The organism is Rhodobacter lacus (assembly GCF_042683065.1).
Classification (GTDB): Bacteria; Pseudomonadota; Alphaproteobacteria; order Rhodobacterales; family Rhodobacteraceae; genus Rhodobacter; species Rhodobacter lacus.
In genome coordinates this window covers 13,042-34,056 of the sequence record NZ_JBHUIX010000014.1, presented here as the reverse complement: position 1 = coordinate 34,056, position 21,015 = coordinate 13,042, and the positions used below count along the sequence as shown (strand labels likewise).

The window sequence follows — 21,015 nt, the reverse complement described above, 5'->3', positions numbered from 1 at the left end:
CCCGGACCCGTTTGATCAAATCAAGCCCGAAACCGGAGCACCGCGCAAGATTTACCTCTGCCGTGCCATTTGCGGGGCGGGCGTGCTCAGGCGGCGGGCGTCTCGGGCGGCCAGGGGCGCTCGTGATCCGCCGCGATCCAGGCCTGAACCCAAGCAGGCAGCGCCGGGCTCTCGCCCCTGTGCCCCATTGCCTCCACCACCTGTTGCGGCGCCACGATGCCCGCTTTCGAGGTGATCGCGCCGCGGATCAGGATGTGGTTGCAGCACGCGTCTTTGCGCCACATCGATTGCTCCATATAAACAAAGCGCTGATCCCAGCCGAGGCAGCGGGTGCGCATCTCGAAGCGCTGGAACATGGTGATGCGCTTGCGGTAGCGCGTGGTGTTGCCCGCCACCACGATGCCCCAGCGGTTTTTCATCAACGTGGCGGTGAGCCCCGTCTGCGCGGCGAGCGCAATCCGGCCCAGATCGAACAGCGTCACGATGCGGCCATTGTTGAGGTCTTTCCAGGGGTCGATGTCCCAAGGCCAGGCGCGATGCCAGGTCGAAATCGGTTCCAGAATATCGCGGCGCTTGCCCCGCGATGCGACAATCGCCTTCACCATGCGGATGATCGGATACATCGGCCCCTCCCCTGCTTTTTTCGTCCTGCCGCAGCGCAGCGATCCGGTCAACATTACCGTTGCGGAAAATGCGGCCTTCACGGCGGTTGCAAGCGGGGCGCGGCTCGCTTACCTGTCTCGAAACCTTGCGGAGGTATCCGATGCTCTCTTCCTTCCTGCCTTACGGGGTTCTCGTGGCCCTGCAACTCGTGTTCCAGATCCTTTGGTTCGTGATCCTTGCCCATGTGATCATGAGCTGGCTGATCAGCTTCAACGTGCTCAACATGCGCCAGCCGCTTGTCTACAAGCTCTGGGATCTGCTCTCGCGCGCGCTGGAGCCGTTTTATGGCCCGATCCGCCGGATCCTGCCGCCGATGCAGGGGCTCGACCTGACGCCGATGATCGTGATCATCGCGATGATCTTCATCCAGCGGCTTCTGGGCATCTGAATGCCCGCAGAGCCGGCCCCCACGCCCGAGGCATTGCTTGCCTCGGTGTTCGGATTCCATGCCTTTCGACCGGGGCAGGAAGAGATCGTGCGGGCGGTTCTGGCGGGGCGCGACACGCTCGCCATCATGCCCACGGGCGGCGGCAAGTCGCTTTGCTTCCAGTTGCCCGCGCTTTGCCTTGATGGCCTGACCGTGGTGATCTCGCCGCTGATTGCGCTGATGCGCGATCAGGTGCGCTCGCTTCGAGAGGCCGGGGTGACGGCGGGGGCGCTCACCTCGGGCAACACCGAGGAAGAAACCGAGGCCGTGTTCGAGGCGATTGACGCGGGCACGCTCAAGCTGCTCTACATCGCGCCCGAACGGCTTGCCGGGGGCGGCACCACCACGCTGCTGCGCCGGGCAAAAACGCGGCTCATCGCGGTGGACGAGGCGCATTGCGTGAGCCAGTGGGGCCATGATTTCCGCCCCGATTACCTGCGCATCGGAGATCTCAAGCGCGCGCTTGGCGTGCCCTTGGCCGCGTTTACCGCCACCGCCGATGAGGAAACCCGCGCCGAGATCGTGACGCGCCTGTTCGAGGGCCGCGCCCCCGCCACCTTTCTGCGCGGCTTTGACCGGCCCAATATCGCGCTCGCCTTCGAGCCGAAGGACCAGCCGCGCAAGCAGATCCTTGATTTCGCCGCGGCACGGCGCGGGCAATCGGGCATCGTCTATTGCGCCTCGCGCGCAAAGACCGAGCAACTGGCGGCAGCGTTGCGCGATGCAGACCACCCCGCCTGCCATTATCACGGCGGCATGGAGGCGGAGGCGCGCCGCGCCGTCGAGGCACGGTTCCAGCGCGAAGACGGGCTGATTGTCACCGCCACGGTTGCCTTCGGGATGGGGATCGACAAGCCCGATATCCGCTGGGTCGCCCATGCCGATCTGCCGAAGTCGATCGAGAGCTATTATCAGGAGATCGGCCGCGCGGGCCGCGATGGAGCCCCCGCCGAAACGCTCACCCTTTACGGCGCCGATGACATTCGCTTTCGACGCCAGCAGATCGACGAGGGGCTTGCGCCCGATGAACGCAAGGCCGCCGATCATGGGCGGCTCAATGCGCTGTTGGGGCTGGCCGAAGCCACGGGTTGCCGCCGCCAGCGCCTTCTGGCCTATTTTGGCGAAAGCTCGGAGCCCTGCGGCAATTGCGATCTGTGTGAAACACCGCCCGATCTTTTTGACGGCACCGAGGCGGTGCGCAAGGCCCTCTCTGCGGCGCTGCGCACGGAAGAAAGCTATGGCGCCGGCCATCTGATCGAGATCCTGCTCGGGCAGAGCAATGACCGCATTCGCGCCCGCGGCCATGACCGGCTGCCCACCTTTGGCGTGGGGCGCGAGTTCTCGCGCTCCGAGTGGCAGGCGATCTTTCGGCAGATGCAGGGGCATGACCTTGTCCGCCCCGATACGGCCCGCCACGGCGCCTTGGTGATGACCGCACGTGCCCGCCCGATTTTGCGCGGCGAGGAGAGCATCACCCTGCGCCGCGATCTTGTGCGCAAGGGGCGCGCGACGCCGGTGGCCAAGGCGCTTGTCGCCGATGAGGACGCACCGCTCCTTTCTGCGTTGAAAGCAAAACGCCGCGCGCTTGCGGAGGCCGCGGGCCTGCCCGCCTATATGATCTTTCCCGACCGCACCCTGATCGAAATGGCCGAAACCCGCCCCGCCAGCCTCGATGCCTTCGCGCGGGTGAGTGGCGTCGGCGCGAAAAAGCTCGAAAGCTACGGCGCCGCCTTTCTGGAGGTGATCGCCGGGGCGCAGGCCGCCACGCCGCCCCATCCGGCGCGCCGCAAGCTCGCGGGCAGCACCGCCGGGCCGCTTTACGACGCGCTCGAAGAGGCACAGCGCGAGCTTTCGCGCGGCACGGACGGGCACGACCGCTACTTGTGCTGCACCGCCACCACGCTTCGGCGCATTGCCGAAACAAAGCCCCGCACCCGCGCCGAGCTGGAACGCATCGGCGGCATGGGCGAGGCCAAGATCGAGCGCTTTGGTGCCACTTTTCTGGCGATCATCGCCGAGGCGGGCTGATCAGCTTGCCGCCGCCTCGGGCAGCACCGGGCGCGCCTCCTCGGGTTGATACGCGCGGATCCGCTCGGTGATCGAGGCTTTCTTGAGCGGCTTCGTCAGATAGTGATCAAGCCCCGCCTCGAAAATGGACTCACTGTCGCCCTCCATCGCATGCGCGGTGAGCGCACAGATCGGCACATGCGCGCCGGTGCCAAATTCGGCGGTGCGGATCGCCCGCGTTGCTTCCCGCCCGTCCATCTCCGGCATCGAAATATCCATGAAGATCAGATCCGGCTTGAAGCTCTGCCATTCCTGCACCGCCTCGCGGCCATTGCCGGCAAAGCGCAACTCGATATCGAGGTCTTTCACCATCTTGCCGAACACAAGCTGATTGGTGCGGTTGTCCTCCGCGGCGAGCACGCGCATTGCCCGTTTTACCGGCGCGGGCGGCGGCACCGGGGCGGGCGGTGGCGCGGGCTCTGGCGCGGGGCGCAGCGAGATCTTTTGCAGCATGCGGAACAGATCCGAGCGCAGCACCGGCTTTTCGAGGCAGCCGAAAAGCGTGCCATCGGCCTCGGCATTTTCCATCGCGGAACTGTCGGAGGTGAGCAGCAAAACCGGCGTCTCGGTGCCGCGCGCGCGCAGGCGGCGTGACAGTTCGATCCCGTCGAGATCGGGCATGTGGTGATCGGTCAGCACCACGTCGAAACTTCCGCCATTTTCGACCGCGTTGAGCGCCTCCGCGCCGGTGCGGCACAGCGTCACCTCAAGCCCGTAGGTCTCAAGCTGGCGCTCAAGGATCACCCGGTTCACGAGCAGATCATCAACCACAAGCGCGGCGCGCAGGGTCATGGGCGGGGTCGGCCCGATTTGCGAGGCGGGTTCGGCGCGCGGCAAGGTGACGATAAAGCCGAAACACGAGCCCTCCCCCACATTGCTGTCAACCCAGACCGAGCCGCCCATCAGAAGCACCAGTTGCCGCGTGATCGCAAGGCCAAGCCCGGTGCCCTCGAAGCGGCGGTTCGAGGTGCTTTCCACCTGATTGAACTCGCCGAACACGTGCTCGATGTTCTCCGCCGAAATGCCGATCCCGGTGTCTTCCACCGTCACATGCACCTCGTAGGCATCCGGCCCGCGATCAAACCCCACCACCCGGGCGAGCACATGGCCCGAATGGGTAAACTTGACCGCATTGCCCAGAAGGTTGGTGAGAATCTGCCGCATCCGCCCCGGATCGGCCAAAAACCGCGTGGGCAGGAACAGATCGTAATCAACGAGCAGTTTCAGCCCCTTGTCTTTGGCAGAGGGCTGCAGGAGCACCATGATCTCGTGCAGGCAGCGCTCAAGGTCGAACACTTCGGGGTAAAGCTTGAGCCGCTCCGCCTCGATTTTCGAGTAGTCGAGCACGTCGTTGATGATCGTCAGCAGCGCCTCCCCCGACGAGCGGATCGTTTCGGCGTAAAGCTGCTGCTCCTCGGTCAGATCGGTCTCGGTCAGAAGCTCGGCCATTCCGACCACACCATTCATCGGCGTGCGGATCTCATGGCTCATGTTGGCGAGGAAGGCCGATTTCGCGCGGTTCGCCGCCTCGGCCTTGTTGCGCGCCTCTTCCAGTTCGCGCTCGCGTTCGATGATATGGGTGATGTCTTGCGACAGGCACACAAGGTCGCCATCCGCCCCCCAGCGGTCGATCAGCTTGATGTGGCGCCCCTCGCGCGTGCGCAACACAACAGGGTCGATATGCTCACGCCGGATCCGGGCGATCATGTCGTGATGCCAATCGAGCGGGTCCCGCCCCGCCATGTCGATCATCTGATGATTGGCAACGATCTTGAGCACCGAATCATAAGTGACCCCGGCAGTCACGGCGATCTCGCCATGGAAGAACGACAGATAGGCCTTGTTCGCCACCACGAGTCGCAGATCGCTGTCATAGACCGCGAAGCCGTCGCGGATCGTTTCAAGCGCGTCCCAGAGCCGGCGCTGCGCGATCATCGCCACCGATTCCGCGCGCTCGAGATCGCACCGCACCTTGGAGTTTTCGCCCTTGAGCGAGGCGGCCTCGGTCAGCGCCATCTGAAGCCCGTGGCGCTGCTGCACGATCTGATCGGAAAGCGCCCGTGCATGCAAAGCAAGCTTTTGATTTGCAGAAAAAAGTTCGCGCTTCTTCTGCTCCAGGAGCCGCTCCGCGGCAAGCCGGGCTCGCCGTTCCTGCGCCAATTTTTCCGCCAATGCGGCTTCCATGTCCGACACCCGTCCGAAATCTTTCCGGCACGCTCACAGATTCCGGTGAAATTGCGGTTAACACACGCCCGCGTGAGCTTCATCGTTGAACAGCAGACCGAAGGGTGAGAGCATTCGCGCAAACCTGTTGGAGGTCGTTATGCATTTGCCCAAAGCCTTCCTTGCCGTTTCATTTTCGATTCTGGCGGCGCTGCCCGTTCTGGCCGAGGGCACACCGCTGATCCCGCCAAAGCGGCTTTCGATTGCCGAGGGGATGGACCTCGCCGGGCGCGACCTTGCGCAGATCTTCGACACCACGCTTGAGGGCTGCGAGGCAGCCTGCCTGCAAGATCCGGGGTGCGAGGCCATCACCTTCAATGCGCGCAACAATTCCTGCTTCCCGAAAGCCGATATCAGCGGCATGACCCCCTATCAGGGCGCTTTTTCGGGGATGGTTGTGCGCGCCGCGAAGGGTGCGGAGGCGCGGGCTCAGGCGCGCGCGGCGGACCTTGGCTTCCTGCAAGAGGGCGCGCTTGCAGAGGCATCCGAGCTTGCCACTGCGATGGGCCGCCAGCACATGACGAATTTCGCCTCTGAGGCGGAGCTGCGCGGCGCGCTGAGTGCTGCGCGCGCGCAGGGGGATCGGGCGCGGATGCGTGGGCTGACCGGCGCGCTGATCGTGCTCACCGATGCCCCTGATCTGTGGACCGATTACGCCGCTCAGGGGCTTGGGGAGAGCAATTCCAGCACCCTTGCCCGCCATGTCTCTGCGGCGGTGAACGGGTATTTGCGCGCCGCGAACCCCGCGGAGCGGGCGCAGGCGCTTCTCGTGATGGCGCAGCTGCTCGAGAAAGCGGAGCGCAGCCGCGAAATGCTGGGCGCGCTCCGGTTTGCCGCAACCCTCTCGCCGCGCGGCGATATTGCCGATGCGCTGAAGGATGCCGAGGGCAAATACGGCTTCCGCATCTCTGAGCACACCGTCGAGGCTGATAGCGCCAGCCCGCGCATCTGCGCCAATTTCAACGAGGATCTGGCGAAAACCGGGGTCGATTACACCAGCTTCGTGCAATTGCCCGCGCCCGGGCTGACGGTGGAGGCCGAGGGCAGCCAGCTCTGCATTGGCGGGCTCACGCATGGCACCCGCTACACGCTGACCTTCCGCAAGGGCCTGCCTGACGGCGCGGGCGACACGCTTGCCAAGGATACCGCAATCACCGCCTATGTGCGCGACCGCGCCCTCTCGGTGAGCTTTCCGGGCCGCGCCTATATCCTGCCGCGCGGCGCCGATAACGGCGTGCCGGTCGAAAGCGTCAACCTTGAGACGCTGGATCTGAAGATCCTGCGCGTTTCTGACCGCAACCTGATCGAAACCATTCGCAACGGCTATTTTGCCAGCTCGCTCGACAGTTGGAGCCTTGGCAACCTTGCCGATGAGATGGCCGAGGAAGTCTGGCACGGCACCGCCGAGGTGAAGCGCGAGGTGAACCGTGATGTCACCACCCGCCTGCCGGTGCAGGATGTGACGGGCCCCTTGGGCGCGGGGGTCTATGTGCTGGTGGCCCGCGTTCCGGGCGCCGATGAATGGGAAAAGCCGCCCGCAGCGCAATGGTTTGCGATTTCCGATCTCGGTATGACCAGTTTCTCCGGCACAGACGGGCTCACCGTCGCGGTGCGCGGTCTTTCGGATGCGGCGGCCGTCGCGGGCGCGGAGGTCGAGCTGGTTTCCAAAGCCAACAGCGTGCTCGCCACGGTGACGACCAATGCCGATGGCGTGGCGCATTTCGACGCGGCGCTCACTGCCGGGGCGGGCAATGCCGCGCCCGGCCTCGTTTCGGTGCGGCGCGGTGATGATCTGGCGTTCCTGTCGCTCTCCGATGCCGAATTCGACCTTTCGGACCGCGGCGTGGCGGGGCTGCCGCCCGCGCCCGCGATCGATGTTTTCCTGACCACGGACCGCGGCGCCTACCGCGTGGGCGAGACCGTCAATGCCACGCTTCTGGCGCGCGATGCGACCGCAACCGCGCTCCCGGGCCTGCCGCTCACCGCGGTTCTGATGCGCCCTGACGGGGTGGAATATTCGCGCCTTCTCGCGACAGTTGCGGGCGATGGCGGGCAAACCGTGGCGCTGCCGATTGGCGCGCAGGCGCCCCGCGGCACCTGGCGGCTGGATGTTTTTGCCGATCCGAAAGCGCAGCCGCTCGCCTCGACCAAGATCCTTGTCGAGGATTTCCTGCCCGAGCGGATCGATTTCGACCTCAGCCTGCCCGACGGCGTTCTTGCCGGGGGGGATCTGCCGCAGGTCGGGCTTGATGCGCGCTATCTCTTTGGGGCGCCGGGCGCCGGGCTCGCGACCGAGGGCGATCTGACGATGAAGGCCGCAGAAGATCTGCCGGGGTTCGCAGGCTATCGCTTTGGCCGCCACGACGAGACCTATGAGACCACATGGGGCACGATCGAGCCTGCCGAGACCGATGAGACCGGCCATGCCGAGATCTGGGCCGAGATCCCCGACGATGGCTTTGAACAGGGCCGCCCGCTGCAAGCCACCTTCACGCTGCGCGTGCGCGAAGGCTCGGGGCGGCCGGTGGAACGGTCGATCTCGCGGCTGGTGATGCCGCCCGAGCCGGTCGTCGGCATCAAGCCGCTCTTTGCAGACGACTCGCTCGCCGAAGGGGCACAAGCGCAGTTCCAGATCGTTGCGATTGATGCCGGGCTCAAACCCGTGGCGCAGCCGCTCCATTGGGTCGTGAACCGGGTCGAAACGCGCTACCAATGGTATGCGATGGACGGGTACTGGAACTGGGAGCCGATGACCCGGCGCAGCCGCGTGGCTGAAGGGTCGGGGGCAACCGGCACGCTGGAGCCGATGCAGATTGCCGCAAAGGTGGGTTGGGGCGATTACGAGCTGGTGATCCAGAACGGCGAGGGCGTCACCGTGGCAAGCTACGGCTTTGACGCGGGCTGGTATGCCCCCGCCGATGTGCTTGAAAGCCCGGACCGGCTGCAACTCGCGCTCGACAAGCCCGATTACAAGGCAGGCGAGAGCGCGCAATTGCGCATCGTTGCGCCGACAAAAGGCGTGGCGCTCGTCTCCGTGCTCTCAAACCGGCTGATCTCGCTCAAGGCCGTGGATGTGACGGCGGGCGAAAACAAGATCGCGCTGCCCGTCACCGAGGAATGGGGTGCGGGCGCCTATGTCACCGCCTCCGTGCTGCGCCCGCTTGGCGACCCCGCGCCCGACCGCGCGCCCGACCGCGCGCTTGGCCTTGCCTATGCCAAGGTGGACCCCGGCGCGCATGCGCTTCGCGCCCGTTTTGATGTGCCCGCGGCCTCTGACCCGCGCGCGGCCCTGCCGGTGGCGCTCAAGGTTGATGGCATTTCGCCCGGCGAGACCGTGCATGCCACGATTGCCGCGGTCGATCTGGGCATCCTGAACCTTACGGCCTTCAAGGCGCCCGATCCGCAAGCGCATTATTTTGGCCAGCGCCGGCTCGGGGTGGGCCTGCGCGACATCTATGGCCGGTTGATCGACGGGCGCGCGGGCGAAGCCGGCGTGATCCGCTCGGGCGGGGACGGCGAGCCGCAAATGTCGATGCAGGCGCCGCCGCCGACAGAGGAGCTTGTGGCGTATTTCTCCGGCGCGCTGACGGCGGATGAGAATGGCGTGATCCACACCAGTTTTGACATGCCCGCCTTCAATGGCACGGTGCGGCTTTCTGCCGTGGTCTGGTCAAAAACCGGCGTCGGGCAGGCGAGCGCCGATGTGCTGGTGCGTGACCCGGTGGTGGTCACCGCCTCGCTGCCGCGCTTCTTGGCGCCCGGAGACCGCTCGCGGCTGCTCTTGGAGATCGTGCATGCCACCGGCCCCGCGGGCCGGATGGGGCTCGATGTCACCTCCGCGGGGCTGACCCTTGGCGCCACACCCTCCGGCCTCGATCTGGCCGAACGCGGCAAGGCCGCGCTTGAGGTGCCGCTCACCGCGCCGATGGCGGAAGGCGTGCAGCAGATCCGCGTGGCCCTCACCACGCCCGATGGACGGCTGCTCGAGAAAACCGTGAAAGTCACGGTGGAAAACCTCAGCCCCGAGGTCGCACGGCAATCGCGGTTCGATCTGGCGGCAGGCAGCAATTTCACCTTTGACGCCAATGTGTTTGCAGGCTTCCTGCCGGGGTCGGCTTCCGCCACGTTGGCGGCAGGCCCGCTCGCGAGCTTTGACACCCCCGCGCTGCTCGCCGCGCTCGACCGCTACCCCTATGGCTGCACCGAGCAGGTGACCTCCAAGGCGATGCCGCTTCTCTACCTCAGTTCGGTGGCCGAGACGATGGGCCTCGCCTCCCCCGCCGATCTGGGGGACCGGATCGACACCGCGATCCGCAAGGTGCTGACGAACCAGGATGCCAGCGGCGCCTTTGGCCTGTGGCAGGCCGAAGCCGGCGATGGCTGGCTGGATGCCTATGTCACCGACTTCCTCAGCCGCGCGCGCAAGGAGGGGCACCCGGTGCCCGATGCCGCCTTCCGCAACGCGCTCGACAATCTGCGCAATCAGGTGAATTACGCGCCCGACTTTGATGCCAGCTCGAATGGTGGCGGCAAGGTGCTGGCCTATCAGCTGATGGTGCTGGCGCGTGAAGGCGCCGCGGCGGTCGGTGATCTGCGCTACTATGCCGATGTGAAGGGGGATGATTTCGCCACCCCGCTTGCCGCGGCCCAGCTTGGCGCGGCGCTCGCCTCTTATGGCGATCAAACGCGGGCCGATGCGATGTTTGCCCGCGCCGGGCGGCTGATCCGCGAGGGCGTCACTGAAAAACCGCTCTGGCGCGACGATTATGGAACAGCGCTGCGCGACAGCGCCGCCGTGCTGGCGCTGGCCTCGGAAGCGGGCTCGCAGGCGGTGAACATGGAAACCGTTGGCGCCTCGGTAACGGGCCGTCTGGGGCAGGTGCCGCTCTCGACGCAGGAGGCCAGCTGGACCCTGCTGGCCGCGCATGCGCTGATCGACCGGCCCGGGATGGAAGGGCTGACGGTGGATGGCGCGCCAGTGACCGGCCCGCTTGTGAAAGTGATCGACGCCGAGACGGCCGGGCGATCGCTCGTGATCGGCAATTCCGGCGCGAAGCCCGCCACCCTGACGCTCACCACGGTCGGTGTGCCCGAGGTGGCGGAGCCCGCAGGCGGCAAGGGCTGGGCCATCAACCGGCGCTATTACACGCTTGAGGGCAAGCCGGTGGACGTGGCGCATGTGGCACAGGGCACGCGCCTTGTGACCGTGCTCGAAGTGACGCCGCAGGGGCGTCAGGAAGGGCGGCTGATGGTCTCCGACCCGCTGCCCGCAGGCTTCGAGATCGACAACCCGAACCTGATCCGCGGCGGCGATGTGGCCGCGCTTGATTGGCTTGACGTGCTCGACGAACCGCGGATGACCGAGTTCCGGCAAGAGGAATTCCGCGCCGCGGTGGATTGGCAATCCAAGGATGCGTTCCGCCTCGCCTATATCGTGCGCGCGGTGAGCCCGGGGCAGTTCCTGCACCCGGCCGCCTCGGTCGAAGACATGTATCGCCCCGAAATGCGCGCCCATGGCGCCACCGGGACGGTCCTGATCGAGTGAGACCGCGGCTTTTCCTTGCCGCTGCGCTGGCGTTGGCGCTGGCGGCAGGGGCGCGCGACAGCTTTGACGACTGGGTGGCGGCCACCGATCTGCCGCCACTCACCGTTTCGGTCGGCAGCGAGGTTCTGGCGCGCGACGGCACGCTCTTGCGCGCCTTTCCGGTGGCGGACGGGCGCTGGCGGCTCGCCCCCGGCCCGGTGGATGCGGCCTACCTCAAAGACCTCGTGGCGTTTGAGGATGGGCGCTTTTGGCACCATCACGGGGTGGACCCGGTCGCGGTGCTGCGTGCTGCGGCGCAGATGCTCTGGCATCGCCAGATCGTCTCGGGCGCGTCCACGCTCACCATGCAGGTGGCGCGGCTTTTGGAAGATGGGCCCACCGGCACGCTTGCAGGAAAGGCGCGGCAAGCGCGGCTCGCGCTCGCGCTTGAGCGGCGGCTGACAAAAGCGCAGATCCTTGATCTTTACCTGCGCCTCGCGCCCTTTGGCGGCAACCTGGAGGGGCTGCGCGCGGCCGCGCTCGCCTATTTCGGCAAGGAGCCGCGGCGCCTGACGCCTGCCGAGGCGGCGCTGCTGATCGCGCTGCCGCAATCGCCCGAGCGCCGCCGCCCCGACCGCAACCCGAAAGACGCAAAGGAGGCGCGCGACCGGGTGCTGGACCGGCTCGTGGCATCGGGCCGCCTTGCGGCAGATGCCGCCCTCGCCGCCAAGGCCGAGCCGATCCCGGCGCGGCGCCGCGATTTTCCCGCGCTGGCCCCCCATCTCACCGAGCGGCTCTTTGCTGCGGCCGCTCCGGGCGCGCGGATCGAGACAACAATCGACCCGCGGCTGCAGCGGGCGGCGCAAAAGCTCGCCGCACGCGCCATTGCCGGGCAAGGCGGGCAGGTTTCGGTGGCGATGGTGCTGGCCGATCACCAGAGCGGAGAGATCCTTGCCGAGGTTGGCGGCGCGGAATGGACCAGCACGAACCGCGCGGGCTTTCTGGACCTGACGCAGGCCCCGCGCTCCCCCGGCTCGACGCTCAAGCCCTTTGTCTATGCGCTCGCCTTTGACGATGGCCTCGCCCATCCCGAAACGCTGATCGAGGATCGCCCGGTCGCCTTCGGTCCGTGGCGGCCGCAAAATTTTGACCGCAGCTTTCGCGGCACGGTAACGGTGCGGCGCGCGCTCACGCTCTCGCTCAATATCCCGGTCGTCAGCCTGACCGAGGCTTTGGGGCCGGAGCGGGTGTTGCAAACGCTCCGGCGGGCCGGCGCAAGGCCGGTGCTGCCCTCAAGCGCGCCGCCGGGCCTTGCCGTGAGCCTTGGCGGGCTCGGCATCAGCCTTGAAGATCTTGTTCAGGCCTATGCCGGGCTGGCCCGACTTGGCCGCCCGGTCACGCTTTCGGCCGAGGCAGGCCGCGCGGGGCCGCGGGAGGGCCAGCTTTTTGGCGCCGTCGCGGCCTGGCAGGTGGGGGATATTCTCGTTCACATTCCGCCGCCCCCCGGCGCGGCGGCCAACCGCATCGCTTACAAGACCGGCACCTCTTACGGCCACCGCGACGCGCTGGCGCTGGGGTATGACGGGCGGCATGTGGCAGGCGTCTGGATGGGGCGGGCCGATGGCACGCCAGTGCCCGGCGCCTTTGGCGGCGAGCTTGCGGCGCCGATCCTGTTTGAGCTTTTTGACCGGATCGGGCCAGAGCGTGCCCCCCTGCCCGCGCCGCCCCCCGCCACGCTTTTGCTGCCCACGGCGCGCCTGCCGCAACCGCTGCAACGGTTTCGCCCGCGGGATGCTGCCTTTGCCGAAACCGTGACCGGCGCGCCCGAAGTCACTTTCCCGCCCGATGGTGCCGAAATCGAGACTGCGGGCGCGGGGCTCTTGGTGAAGCTGCGCGGCGGCGCACCGCCCTTCACCTGGCTTGCCAATGGCGCGCCGATCCTTGTCGGCACGCGGGGCCGCGAAACGGTGCTGAACCTCGCGGGCCCCGGTTTTGTCACCCTTACCGTGCTTGATGCGCAGGGGCGCGCCGCGCATCGCAACGTGGTGCTGCGGCCCTGATCAGAGCCGCTCAAGGGCGAGCGCGATCCCCTGCCCGCCGCCAATGCACATCGTCACAAGGCCGAGCCGCTCGCCGGTGCGCTGCATCCGGTGCACGATCTTCACCGTCAGGATCGCCCCCGTGGCGCCGACCGGATGACCGAGCGCAATCGCGCCGCCATCGGGGTTCACCTTCGCCGGATCGAGACCAAGATCCTGGCTGACCACAAGAGCCTGCGCGGCAAAGGCTTCGTTGCTCTCGATCACGTCGAAATCCGAGATCTTCAAGCCGGTCTTTTCGCACAGCCTGCGCACGGCCGGAATTGGCCCGAGCCCCATCACCTCTGGCCGCACCCCGGCCACCGCTGAACCGACGATCCGCGCGATCGGCTTGAGCCCGGTTGCCAGCGCCGCCTCTTCCCGCGCGAGGATAAGCGCTGCGGCGCCATCGTTGATGCCGCTCGCATTGCCCGCCGTCACGGTGCCCTCTTTCTGGAATGCCGGCTTCAGCGCGGCAAGCTTTTCCGCCGAAGTCGCCTTGGGATGCTCGTCTTGCGCAAACAGCACCGTGCCCTTGCGCGACGCGATCTCGACCGGGAGGATCTCGGCAGCGAAAACCCCCGCCGCCAAGGCCGCTGCGGCGCGGTTCTGGCTTTCAAGCGCAAAGGCATCTTGCGCGGCGCGGGGGATGCCATACTCGGCGGCAACGTTTTCCGCCGTCACCCCCATATGCCCGGTGCCGAAGGGGCAGGTGAGCGCGCCCGTCATCATGTCGAGCGCGCTCGTGTCGCCCATCTTCTGGCCAAACCGGGCGGTCTGCAAAATATAGGGCGCGCGGCTCATCACCTCTGCACCGCCCGCCAGCGCGAAATCGCCCTCGCCGAGCATGAGCGCCTGCGCGGCCGACACCACGGCCTGCACGCCCGAGCCACAGAGCCGGTTGACGTTCATCGCCGGAGTTCCCACCGGCACCCCCGCCCCAACCGCGGCCATGCGCGAAAGATAGAGATCCCGCGGCTCGGTGTTGAGGATGTGACCGAACACCACCTGATCAATCTGCTCGGGGGCAACACCGGCGCGGGTGAGCGCCGCCTTGCTGACCAGCGTCGCAAGCTCAATCGGCGCAAACCCTGCAAGGCTGCCGCCGAAACTGCCGATTGCGGTGCGGGCGCCCGCAAGGATGACGATGTTGGTCATGTGTTCCTCCCTTGAACGGAGGAAGGTTAGCCCCGCGCCACGCCACCGAGAAGACCCCGGCCCCGCGCGTGACGGCACGTAACAGGCGGGCTTACATCCGCCAGACCCAGACCATCCGCAGCGGATGAGGGTCTGTTCCCGAGCCGATCACCCAGCCCGCCGTCAGTTTTGGTTCCGCATAGATCCGCATTCCGGCCTCTCCTGAGTCGCCCGTTTGCGGAAGGATCGGCGCAAAGGATTAAGGGGTCGTCTCCGGCACCTTTTGCAGCACCATTTTCTGCCGCCCTTGCGGGGTCAGCAGCCACGCATCGCGCCCTTCGATCACCGCAGCCGTCACCGGCCCGCCATAGCCTGCCGAGCTGTCAAGGTTGAGCCGGTTGCCGTAATGGGTGGCATGATCAAGCGCGGTATGGCCGTGCACGACAAGAAAGCCGTGATCGCGCGTATCGGTGAGGAAGGTGGAGCGGATCCACAAGAGGTCATCCTCTTTCTGCGCCTCAAGCGGCACGCCCGGCGCGATCCCGGCATGAACGAACAGCGCCTCGCCGCGACGATAGGTGAGCGGCAGGCCGGCATGCCAGGCGCGGATCTCGGGCGGCACCGCCTCAAGCGCCTCGGCATGAACCTGATCAAGAGGGCGGTTGCCGGGCTCGCGCAGCCCGTAGCTTTCCAGCGTCTTCGGCCCGCCAAGGCGCGGATGCAGCCAGCTCAGCTCGGCGCGCAACCGTGGATCCCGCGCGAACGGGTCGTCGAGAAAGGTGGAAAACATCCGGTCATGGTTGCCCTTGATCACGACAATGTTTTCGCCGTTTTTCTGCGCGTCGTGGAGATGGGCGATCACCTGAGCCGATTTCGGGCCCCGATCGCACAGATCGCCCAGCACAACGACCGGGCTCTCGGCACTGCCATCACGGGCGCGGTCCGCCGAAATCAACTCGAAAGCGCCCATCATGAGGTCATATTGGCCGTGAATGTCGCCTATTGCGTAGGTCTGCATGGTCACTCCAATGGAAAAAGCCCCCCGCGGTCGCGGAGGGCCTCGATAACTGGTACTGATCTAGATCAGCGAATGCTGAATTCCAAGGGCTTCACTTGCTGGAAGAGGCCCGTGGCTTCGAGATCGGCCACCACGGCGGCGCCGAGCGGCTCGTCAAGGTAGGCGATGGCGATCGCCTCGCCCCCGGCTTGCGACCGGCCAAGGGTGAAGTTCGCCACGTTGGCCTTGTGCTTGCCCAGAAGCGTGCCGAGCGTGCCGATGATGCCGGGAACGTCCTTGTTCGTGGTGTAGAGCATATGGCGCCCGACTTCGGCGTCGATGGTGATGCCCTTGATCTGGATGAAGCGCGGCTTGCCATCCGAGAAGCAGGTGCCCGCAATCGAGCGCTCGCGCAGATCGGTCACGACGGTCACCTTGATGTAGCCGTCGAACACACCGGATTTGTCTTGCGTGGTGGTCGAGATCTGGATGCCGCGTTCCTTCGCGATCACCGGCGCCGAGACCATGTTCACATCCGGGTTGGCGCGGCTCATGATGCCCGCGACCACAGCACAATCGAGCGCCTTGAGGTTCATGCCCGAGGCGGTGCCGTCATAGGTGATGTTGATCGCCTTGATCGGCTCGTCGGTCATCTGGCCGATGAAGGCGCCGAGGTATTCCGCCAGCTTCACCCAGGGGCCCATGACTTTCGCCTCATCGGCGGTCATCGAGGGCATGTTGAGCGCGTTTTCGACCGCGCCATCCAGCAGGTAGTTCGCCATCTGTTCGGCCACCTGCAGCGCCACGTTTTCCTGCGCTTCCGAGGTGGAGGCGCCAAGGTGCGGGGTGCAGACCACATTGGGCAGGTTGAAGAGCGGGTTTTCGGTGGCGGGCTCGACCGAGAACACGTCGAAGGCAGCGCCCGCGACATGACCCGATTTCAGCATCTCGGCCAGCGCTTCCTCATCGACCAGACCGCCGCGCGCACAGTTGATGATCCGCACGCCGGGCTTGGTTTTGGCCAGCGCCTCGCGGCTCAGGATGTTGCGGGTGCTGTCGGTCAGCGGCACATGAAGGGTGATGAAATCGGCGCGTTTGAGCAGCTCTTCCAGCTCGACCTTTTCCACGCCCATCTTCTCGGCCTTCTCGTCCGAGAGGAAGGGATCATAGGCGATCACTTTCATCTTCAGGCCCTTGGCGCGGTCGCAGACGATCCCGCCAATGTTGCCCGCGCCGATCACGCCAAGGGTCTTGGCGGTCAGCTCAACACCCATGAACTTCGATTTTTCCCATTTGCCCGCATGGGTCGAGGCAGAGGCCTCGGGGATCTGGCGCGCCACGGCGAACATCATCGCAATCGCATGTTCGGCGGTGGTGATCATGTTGCCGAAGGGCGTGTTCATCACGATCACGCCTTTTTTCGAGGCCGCCTCACGGTCGACGTTGTCGACACCGATCCCGGCGCGGCCAACAACCTTGAGATTGGTCGCCTTTTCGAGCAGCGCGGCCGTCACCTTGGTGGCGGAGCGGATCGCGAGCCCGTCATAATTGCCGATGATCTCGGCGAGCTTGTCCTTGTCCTTGCCGAGTTTCGGCTGGAAGTCGACGTCGATGCCGCGATCGCGGAAGATCTGCACGGCGGCGTCAGAGAGTTCGTCGGAGATGAGAACCTTGGGGGCCATTTCTGGGGCTCCTGAAATTTCGAAAATGTGGGAATGGACGGGCGCCGGGCGCGCCCATCTCGTTCACAAATCAGGCTTGCGCCGCGATTTCCGCCTCAAAGGCGTAAGCGATCCAGGGCATCAGCGCCTCGACATCGGCGGTTTCAACCGTCGAGCCGCACCAGATCCGCAGCCCGGCCGGCGCATCGCGGTAAGCGCCGACATCCAGCGCAACGCCTTCTTTTTCCAGCCGTTTTGCAACGCCCTTGGCAAAAGCCGCACCATCCTTGATGCGCGGGTCGGTGAACTTCACGCAAACAGAGGTGGTCGAGGCCGTCGCCGGGTCATTGGCGAGGTTGGCGATCCAGTCATTGGCGGCGCAGAAATCCCAGACCACTTTGGCATTCGCCGCGGCGCGGTCGATCAGGCCCTTGAGCCCACCAATCGTTTGCGCCCATTTCAGCGCCACAAGGTAATCTTCGACGCAGAGCATCGAGGGGGTGTTGATGGTCTCGCCCACGAAGATGCCTTCGATCAGCTTGCCCTTCGAGGTCAGGCGGAAGATCTTCGGCAGCGGCCAGGCGGGGGCATAGCTTTCCAGCCGCTCCACCGCACGGGGGGAAAGGATCAGCACGCCGTGGCCGCCCTCACCGCCAAGCACTTTCTGCCAGGAGAAGGTGGTGACATCGAGCTTGTCCCACGGCAGGTCCATGGCAAACGCCGCCGAGGTGGCGTCGCAGATGGTCAGGCCTTCGCGGGTGGCCGGGATCGCATCGCCATTCGGCACGCGCACGCCCGAGGTGGTGCCGTTCCAGGTGAAGACGACATCGGTGGCAAAATCGACGGTGGTGAAATCGACGATATCGCCGTAGCCCGCCTCTTTCACGTCCGCGTCGAGTTTGAGTTGCTTGACCACATCGGTCACCCAGCCGGAGCCGAAGCTTTCCCAGGCGCACATGGTGACCTTGCGGGCGCCGAGGATCGACCAGAGCGCCATCTCCACGGCGCCGGTATCCGAGGCGGGAACGATGCCGATGCGGTACTCCGCGGGCACGCCCAGAATTTCACGGGTGAGGTCGATCGCCTCTTTCAGCTTGGCTTTGCCAATCGCGGCCCGGTGCGACCGACCGAGCGGCGCATCAGCAAGCATGTCGAGGGAGAAACCGGGGATCTTCGTGCAGGGGCCCGAAGAAAAACGCGCGTTCGCCGGCCGCGTGGCCGGAGCAGTCAGTGCCATTTGTGCTATCCTTCCAGATAAACGCCCCTCGTTGGGGAGGGGTGTCCCGCCGTCGCTGGTATCGGTTTCGCCGCACTGGCACAATACGGAAAATGCGGCTAAAGCGTCGCATCAGACACGAAAAGCGACACCCTTCTCCACTATCGGAAACACGCCGGATCTCATCATGTTCATTGCCACTCTCATTGCCGATCCCAAAGCCGCCAACCTGACAGCATCCGCGGTGCAATCCTTGCGCAATGCCTGGGGCGGTGGCGAGATCCGCTGGCTCGCGCCCGGCATCGCGGCAGAGTTCCCGCTGGGCGAGGTGCCCGCGAATCGCTGGCAGGTGTGGGAAGACCTGCAGGGCCTCGGCCTCGATCTGGTCGTGCAGGGCGCCGAGGGGCGGCAAAAGAAGATGCTGCTCGCCGATATGGACAGCACGATGATCCAGCAGGAATGCATCGACGAGCTGGCCGATGTGGCGGGCGTGGGCGCGCAGGTGAGCGCGATCACCGCGCGGGCGATGAATGGCGAGCTTGATTTCGAGGGCGCCTTGACGGAACGGCTGGGCCTTCTCACCGGGCTCTCGGCCGATGTGATCGGGCAAGTGATCGAGGAGCGCATCACCTTCATGCCGGGCGGGCATGACCTCTTGCGCACGATGAAGGCGCAGGGTGCTTATTGCGCGCTTGTCTCGGGGGGGTTCACGGCCTTTACCGGCTATGTCGCCGAAACGCTCGGCTTTGATGAAAACCGCGCCAATGTGCTCGGCATTGCCGATGGCAAGCTCACCGGCATTCCGGTGCGCCCGATTTTGGGCCGCGAGGCGAAGGTGCAGGCCTTCCATGACATCACCGCAAAGCTCGGCCTTTCGGGCGATCAGGTGATGGCGGTGGGGGATGGGGCCAATGACCTTGGCATGCTGCATCTTGCGGGCGCGGGTGTCGCGCTGCACGCCAAACCCTCGGTCGCCGCGCAATGCGACATCCGCATCAATCACGGCGATCTGACGGCGCTGCTTTACATTCAGGGCTATGCGCTGGCCGATTTTGCCTGAAGCGCCTCCCCGCCTTGCCAGACCCGGGCAAGGCCGCCCGCCGCGGTCAGATGCACAAGATCGGCGGCAAGCCCGGGCGCGAGCCGCCCGACCGGCGCGCCGATCACCTGCGCAGGCCGCGCCGTCGCCATGGCGAGCGCCTGACCGGGCGCGACGCCGAGACGCTCGATGCAAAAGCGCACAGCCTCCGGCAGCGTGAGATCCGCGCCCGCAAGCGTGCCTGCCTCGGTGCGCAGCGCGCCCGCGCGGCGCAAAATGCGGCGCCCGGCAAGCGTGAATTCAGTCAATTCCGTGCCCGCCGGGGCCATCGCATCGCTGACAAGAAAGATCCGCTCCCCCGCGAGCCTCAGCGCAAGCTGCGCGGTCTCGGGCGCGACATGAATGCCATCGGCAATCAGCCCCGCGGCAAGCGGAAGCGAGAGCGCCGCACCCACAAGGCCCGGTTCGCGCGCGCCAAGCTGGCTCATCGCGTTGAAAAGATGGGTGACGCCGCAGGCCCCCGCGCGCGCAGCCGCTGCGGCCTCGGCCAAGCTGCACTCGGCATGGCCAAGAAAGACCACGAGGCCCGCCTCGCTGAGCCGCGCGATCTGCGCGGGGCTCACTGAAGCGGGCGCAAGCGTCACCATCAGCGCGGGCAGGCCCGCGCGCGCCTCGCACAAAGTGAGCAGATCTTCCTCTTCCATCGGCCGGATATGCTCGGGCGGGTGGCAGCCCGGCCGCCGTGGGTCAAGATGCGGCCCCTCGAGATGAAGCCCAAGGAAGCCCGGCACGCGCCCCACCGCGGCCACGCCCGCCGCCAGCACCCGGCGCGTGGTGGCGGCGGAGGCGGTGATCAGCGTCGGCAGCACCGACGTGGTGCCAAGCGATGCATGGGCGGCGCAGATCGTGGCAATCTCCGCCAGCGGATCCTCCCCGCCCAGCATCACGCCACCGCCGCCATTCACCTGCAGATCGACAAAGCCGGGAGCAAGCAGGCCGCCTGCGAGCCGCAGCGTCTGCCCCTCAGGCGCCTCCGCCTCGGGCAAAAGCGCCGCGATCCGGCCCGCGCAGACAACAAGCGCATGATCCTCAAAGACCTGCGCGCCATCAAAGATCCGCGCGCCCGAGAGGATCAGCCTGTCCATGTTGCCGCGTCCTGCGCCATTGCGAGCGCGCCATCAAGCGCCGTGCCAAGAGGCGCGCGCCGCGGCCAATCCGCCAAGGCAAGCGTGTCGCCAAGCGTGCCCTGCCACGCCACCGGAAGCGGCGGGTCGGTTTGCAAAAGCCCGATCGCGCGGCGCAATTCGCGCTGCGTTTCGGCCAGAACCTCCTGCGAGAGCGGATCTTCAAGCGCGGCCGCCATCCGATACACGAGCCGGGCATGATCTCCCGGCGTTTTTGTGAGCGTAAAGGCCACCAGCCCCGGCCCGCCGCCGAGGTCTTCGAGCACTGCCTTGGCCAAAGGGCTCAGCGGGGCATAACCGTCGATCATCCGGGCGATGCGGTTGAGCAGGAGCCGCCCCATCCAGGCGCCCGAGGCTTCGTCACCCAGCCGGAACCCCCAGCCGCCGATCACGCGCACCTCCCCGCCGATCTGGCGCGCGAACACCGAGCCGGTGCCGAGGGCGGCAACGATGCCGTCCGCCCTGCCCAGCGCGCCGCGCACCGAGGGGATCACATCTTGCACGACCTTGGCGCGAAACGGCAATGCGGCAGCCAAACGATCCCCCGCGCCCGCAAGGTTTGCCCCCGCAACGCCCAGAACGGCCCGCACCTCGCTCATCGGGCGCTCTGCGATCAACTCTCGTGCAAGCGCCAAGAGCCGGGCCGCCGCCGTGTCGAAATCAGAGGCGATATTGGCGGGCCCGCCCTCGCCGCGGGCAAGGACCTGACCCATCGCGTCGGCCAGCACCGCGCGGCAGCCGCTGCCGCCGCCATCCATGCCCAGATAGATCATGGCTCCTCCCGTTTGCCCGCACCATG

Annotated in this window: 14 protein-coding genes; 6 read left to right on the top strand and 8 right to left on the bottom strand. The window is 66.3% G+C overall.

Annotated features, from left to right (window positions below; translation table 11 throughout):
- Window positions 1-86: 86 nt before the first annotated feature.
- Entirely contained in the window at window positions 87-623 is a 537-nt protein-coding gene (locus ACFSM0_RS15790) for an acyl-CoA thioesterase (protein WP_377392620.1), read from the bottom strand.
- 140 nt (window positions 624-763) lie between these two features.
- Between ACFSM0_RS15790 and ACFSM0_RS15785 the strand changes: the two genes are divergently transcribed.
- Entirely contained in the window at window positions 764-1,051 is a 288-nt protein-coding gene (locus ACFSM0_RS15785) for a YggT family protein (protein ID WP_377392617.1), read from the top strand.
- Window positions 1,052-3,118, top strand: coding sequence for a DNA helicase RecQ (gene recQ, locus ACFSM0_RS15780; RefSeq protein WP_377392614.1), 2,067 nt, complete (start codon window positions 1,052-1,054; stop codon window positions 3,116-3,118).
- Here the strand turns inward: recQ and ACFSM0_RS15775 are convergent, their stop codons facing one another.
- Window positions 3,119-5,173, bottom strand: a complete 2,055-nt coding sequence (locus tag ACFSM0_RS15775) for a response regulator (RefSeq protein ID WP_377392611.1) — start codon at window positions 5,171-5,173, stop codon at window positions 3,119-3,121.
- 9 nt (window positions 5,174-5,182) lie between these two features.
- Between ACFSM0_RS15775 and ACFSM0_RS15770 the strand changes: the two genes are divergently transcribed.
- From ACFSM0_RS15770 to pbpC, 3 genes are read left to right on the top strand one after another with little or no spacing between them, the layout of a single operon-like run.
- Window positions 5,183-5,449 carry a hypothetical protein gene (locus tag ACFSM0_RS15770; protein WP_377392608.1) on the top strand — a complete coding sequence of 89 codons (267 nt, stop codon included), beginning with the start codon at window positions 5,183-5,185 and terminating at the stop codon, window positions 5,447-5,449.
- Between the two features lie 31 nt (window positions 5,450-5,480).
- A complete protein-coding gene (locus ACFSM0_RS15765; RefSeq protein WP_377392605.1) occupies window positions 5,481-10,925 on the top strand; it encodes an alpha-2-macroglobulin family protein in 5,445 nt (1,814 codons plus the stop codon).
- Window positions 10,922-12,964, top strand: coding sequence for a penicillin-binding protein 1C (gene pbpC / locus ACFSM0_RS15760; protein WP_377392602.1), 2,043 nt, complete (start codon window positions 10,922-10,924; stop codon window positions 12,962-12,964). Before ACFSM0_RS15765 ends, pbpC begins: the two co-directional genes overlap by 4 nt.
- Here pbpC and bktB read toward each other — a convergent pair whose 3' ends face one another.
- From bktB to ACFSM0_RS15740, 4 genes are all read right to left on the bottom strand, one after another.
- The gene (gene bktB, locus ACFSM0_RS15755; RefSeq protein ID WP_377392599.1) at window positions 12,965-14,140 is read right to left on the bottom strand and encodes a beta-ketothiolase BktB; all 1,176 of its coding nucleotides are present in this window, start codon (window positions 14,138-14,140) and stop codon (window positions 12,965-12,967) included.
- A gap of 238 nt (window positions 14,141-14,378) precedes the next feature.
- Window positions 14,379-15,137 (bottom strand): metallophosphoesterase family protein, encoded by a 759-nt coding sequence (locus ACFSM0_RS15750; RefSeq protein ID WP_377392596.1) that lies wholly within the window; start codon window positions 15,135-15,137, stop codon window positions 14,379-14,381.
- A 65-nt stretch (window positions 15,138-15,202) separates the two neighbouring features.
- Window positions 15,203-16,798: a phosphoglycerate dehydrogenase gene (gene serA / locus ACFSM0_RS15745; RefSeq protein WP_377392593.1), complete on the bottom strand. Its 1,596-nt coding sequence runs from the start codon at window positions 16,796-16,798 to the stop codon at window positions 15,203-15,205.
- 70 nt (window positions 16,799-16,868) lie between these two features.
- Entirely contained in the window at window positions 16,869-18,014 is a 1,146-nt protein-coding gene (locus tag ACFSM0_RS15740) for a phosphoserine transaminase (protein WP_377392590.1), read from the bottom strand.
- A 166-nt stretch (window positions 18,015-18,180) separates the two neighbouring features.
- Here ACFSM0_RS15740 and serB point away from each other — a divergent pair, with 166 nt between their 5' ends.
- On the top strand, window positions 18,181-19,053 hold the full coding sequence (gene serB / locus ACFSM0_RS15735; protein WP_377392586.1) for a phosphoserine phosphatase SerB: 873 nt from the start codon (window positions 18,181-18,183) through the stop codon (window positions 19,051-19,053).
- Here serB and nagA read toward each other — a convergent pair.
- Window positions 19,029-20,177, bottom strand: a complete 1,149-nt coding sequence (nagA, locus tag ACFSM0_RS15730) for an N-acetylglucosamine-6-phosphate deacetylase (RefSeq protein ID WP_377392583.1) — start codon at window positions 20,175-20,177, stop codon at window positions 19,029-19,031. The two genes, serB and nagA, sit on opposite strands and share 25 nt — an antisense overlap.
- Window positions 20,165-20,989, bottom strand: coding sequence for a glucosamine kinase nucleotide-binding domain-containing protein (locus ACFSM0_RS15725; RefSeq protein WP_377392579.1), 825 nt, complete (start codon window positions 20,987-20,989; stop codon window positions 20,165-20,167). The genes nagA and ACFSM0_RS15725 overlap by 13 nt, the downstream gene beginning before the upstream one ends.
- Between the last annotated feature and the right edge of the window lie 26 nt (window positions 20,990-21,015).

Excerpts from the sequence above, each read along its gene's own strand:
- ACFSM0_RS15790 (WP_377392620.1), bottom strand. The coding sequence starts at position 623 with ATGTATCCGATCATCCGCATGGTGAAGGCGATTGTCGCATCGCGGGGC.
- ACFSM0_RS15785 (WP_377392617.1), top strand. The coding sequence starts at position 764 with ATGCTCTCTTCCTTCCTGCCTTACGGGGTTCTCGTGGCCCTGCAACTC.
- recQ (WP_377392614.1), top strand. The coding sequence starts at position 1,052 with ATGCCCGCAGAGCCGGCCCCCACGCCCGAGGCATTGCTTGCCTCGGTG.
- ACFSM0_RS15775 (WP_377392611.1), bottom strand. The coding sequence starts at position 5,173 with ATGGCGCTGACCGAGGCCGCCTCGCTCAAGGGCGAAAACTCCAAGGTG.
- ACFSM0_RS15765 (WP_377392605.1), top strand. The coding sequence starts at position 5,481 with ATGCATTTGCCCAAAGCCTTCCTTGCCGTTTCATTTTCGATTCTGGCG.
- bktB (WP_377392599.1), bottom strand. The coding sequence starts at position 14,140 with ATGACCAACATCGTCATCCTTGCGGGCGCCCGCACCGCAATCGGCAGT.
- ACFSM0_RS15750 (WP_377392596.1), bottom strand. The coding sequence starts at position 15,137 with ATGCAGACCTACGCAATAGGCGACATTCACGGCCAATATGACCTCATG.
- serA (WP_377392593.1), bottom strand. The coding sequence starts at position 16,798 with ATGGCCCCCAAGGTTCTCATCTCCGACGAACTCTCTGACGCCGCCGTG.
- ACFSM0_RS15740 (WP_377392590.1), bottom strand. The coding sequence starts at position 18,014 with ATGGCACTGACTGCTCCGGCCACGCGGCCGGCGAACGCGCGTTTTTCT.
- serB (WP_377392586.1), top strand. The coding sequence starts at position 18,181 with ATGTTCATTGCCACTCTCATTGCCGATCCCAAAGCCGCCAACCTGACA.
- nagA (WP_377392583.1), bottom strand. The coding sequence starts at position 20,177 with ATGGACAGGCTGATCCTCTCGGGCGCGCGGATCTTTGATGGCGCGCAG.
- ACFSM0_RS15725 (WP_377392579.1), bottom strand. The coding sequence starts at position 20,989 with ATGATCTATCTGGGCATGGATGGCGGCGGCAGCGGCTGCCGCGCGGTG.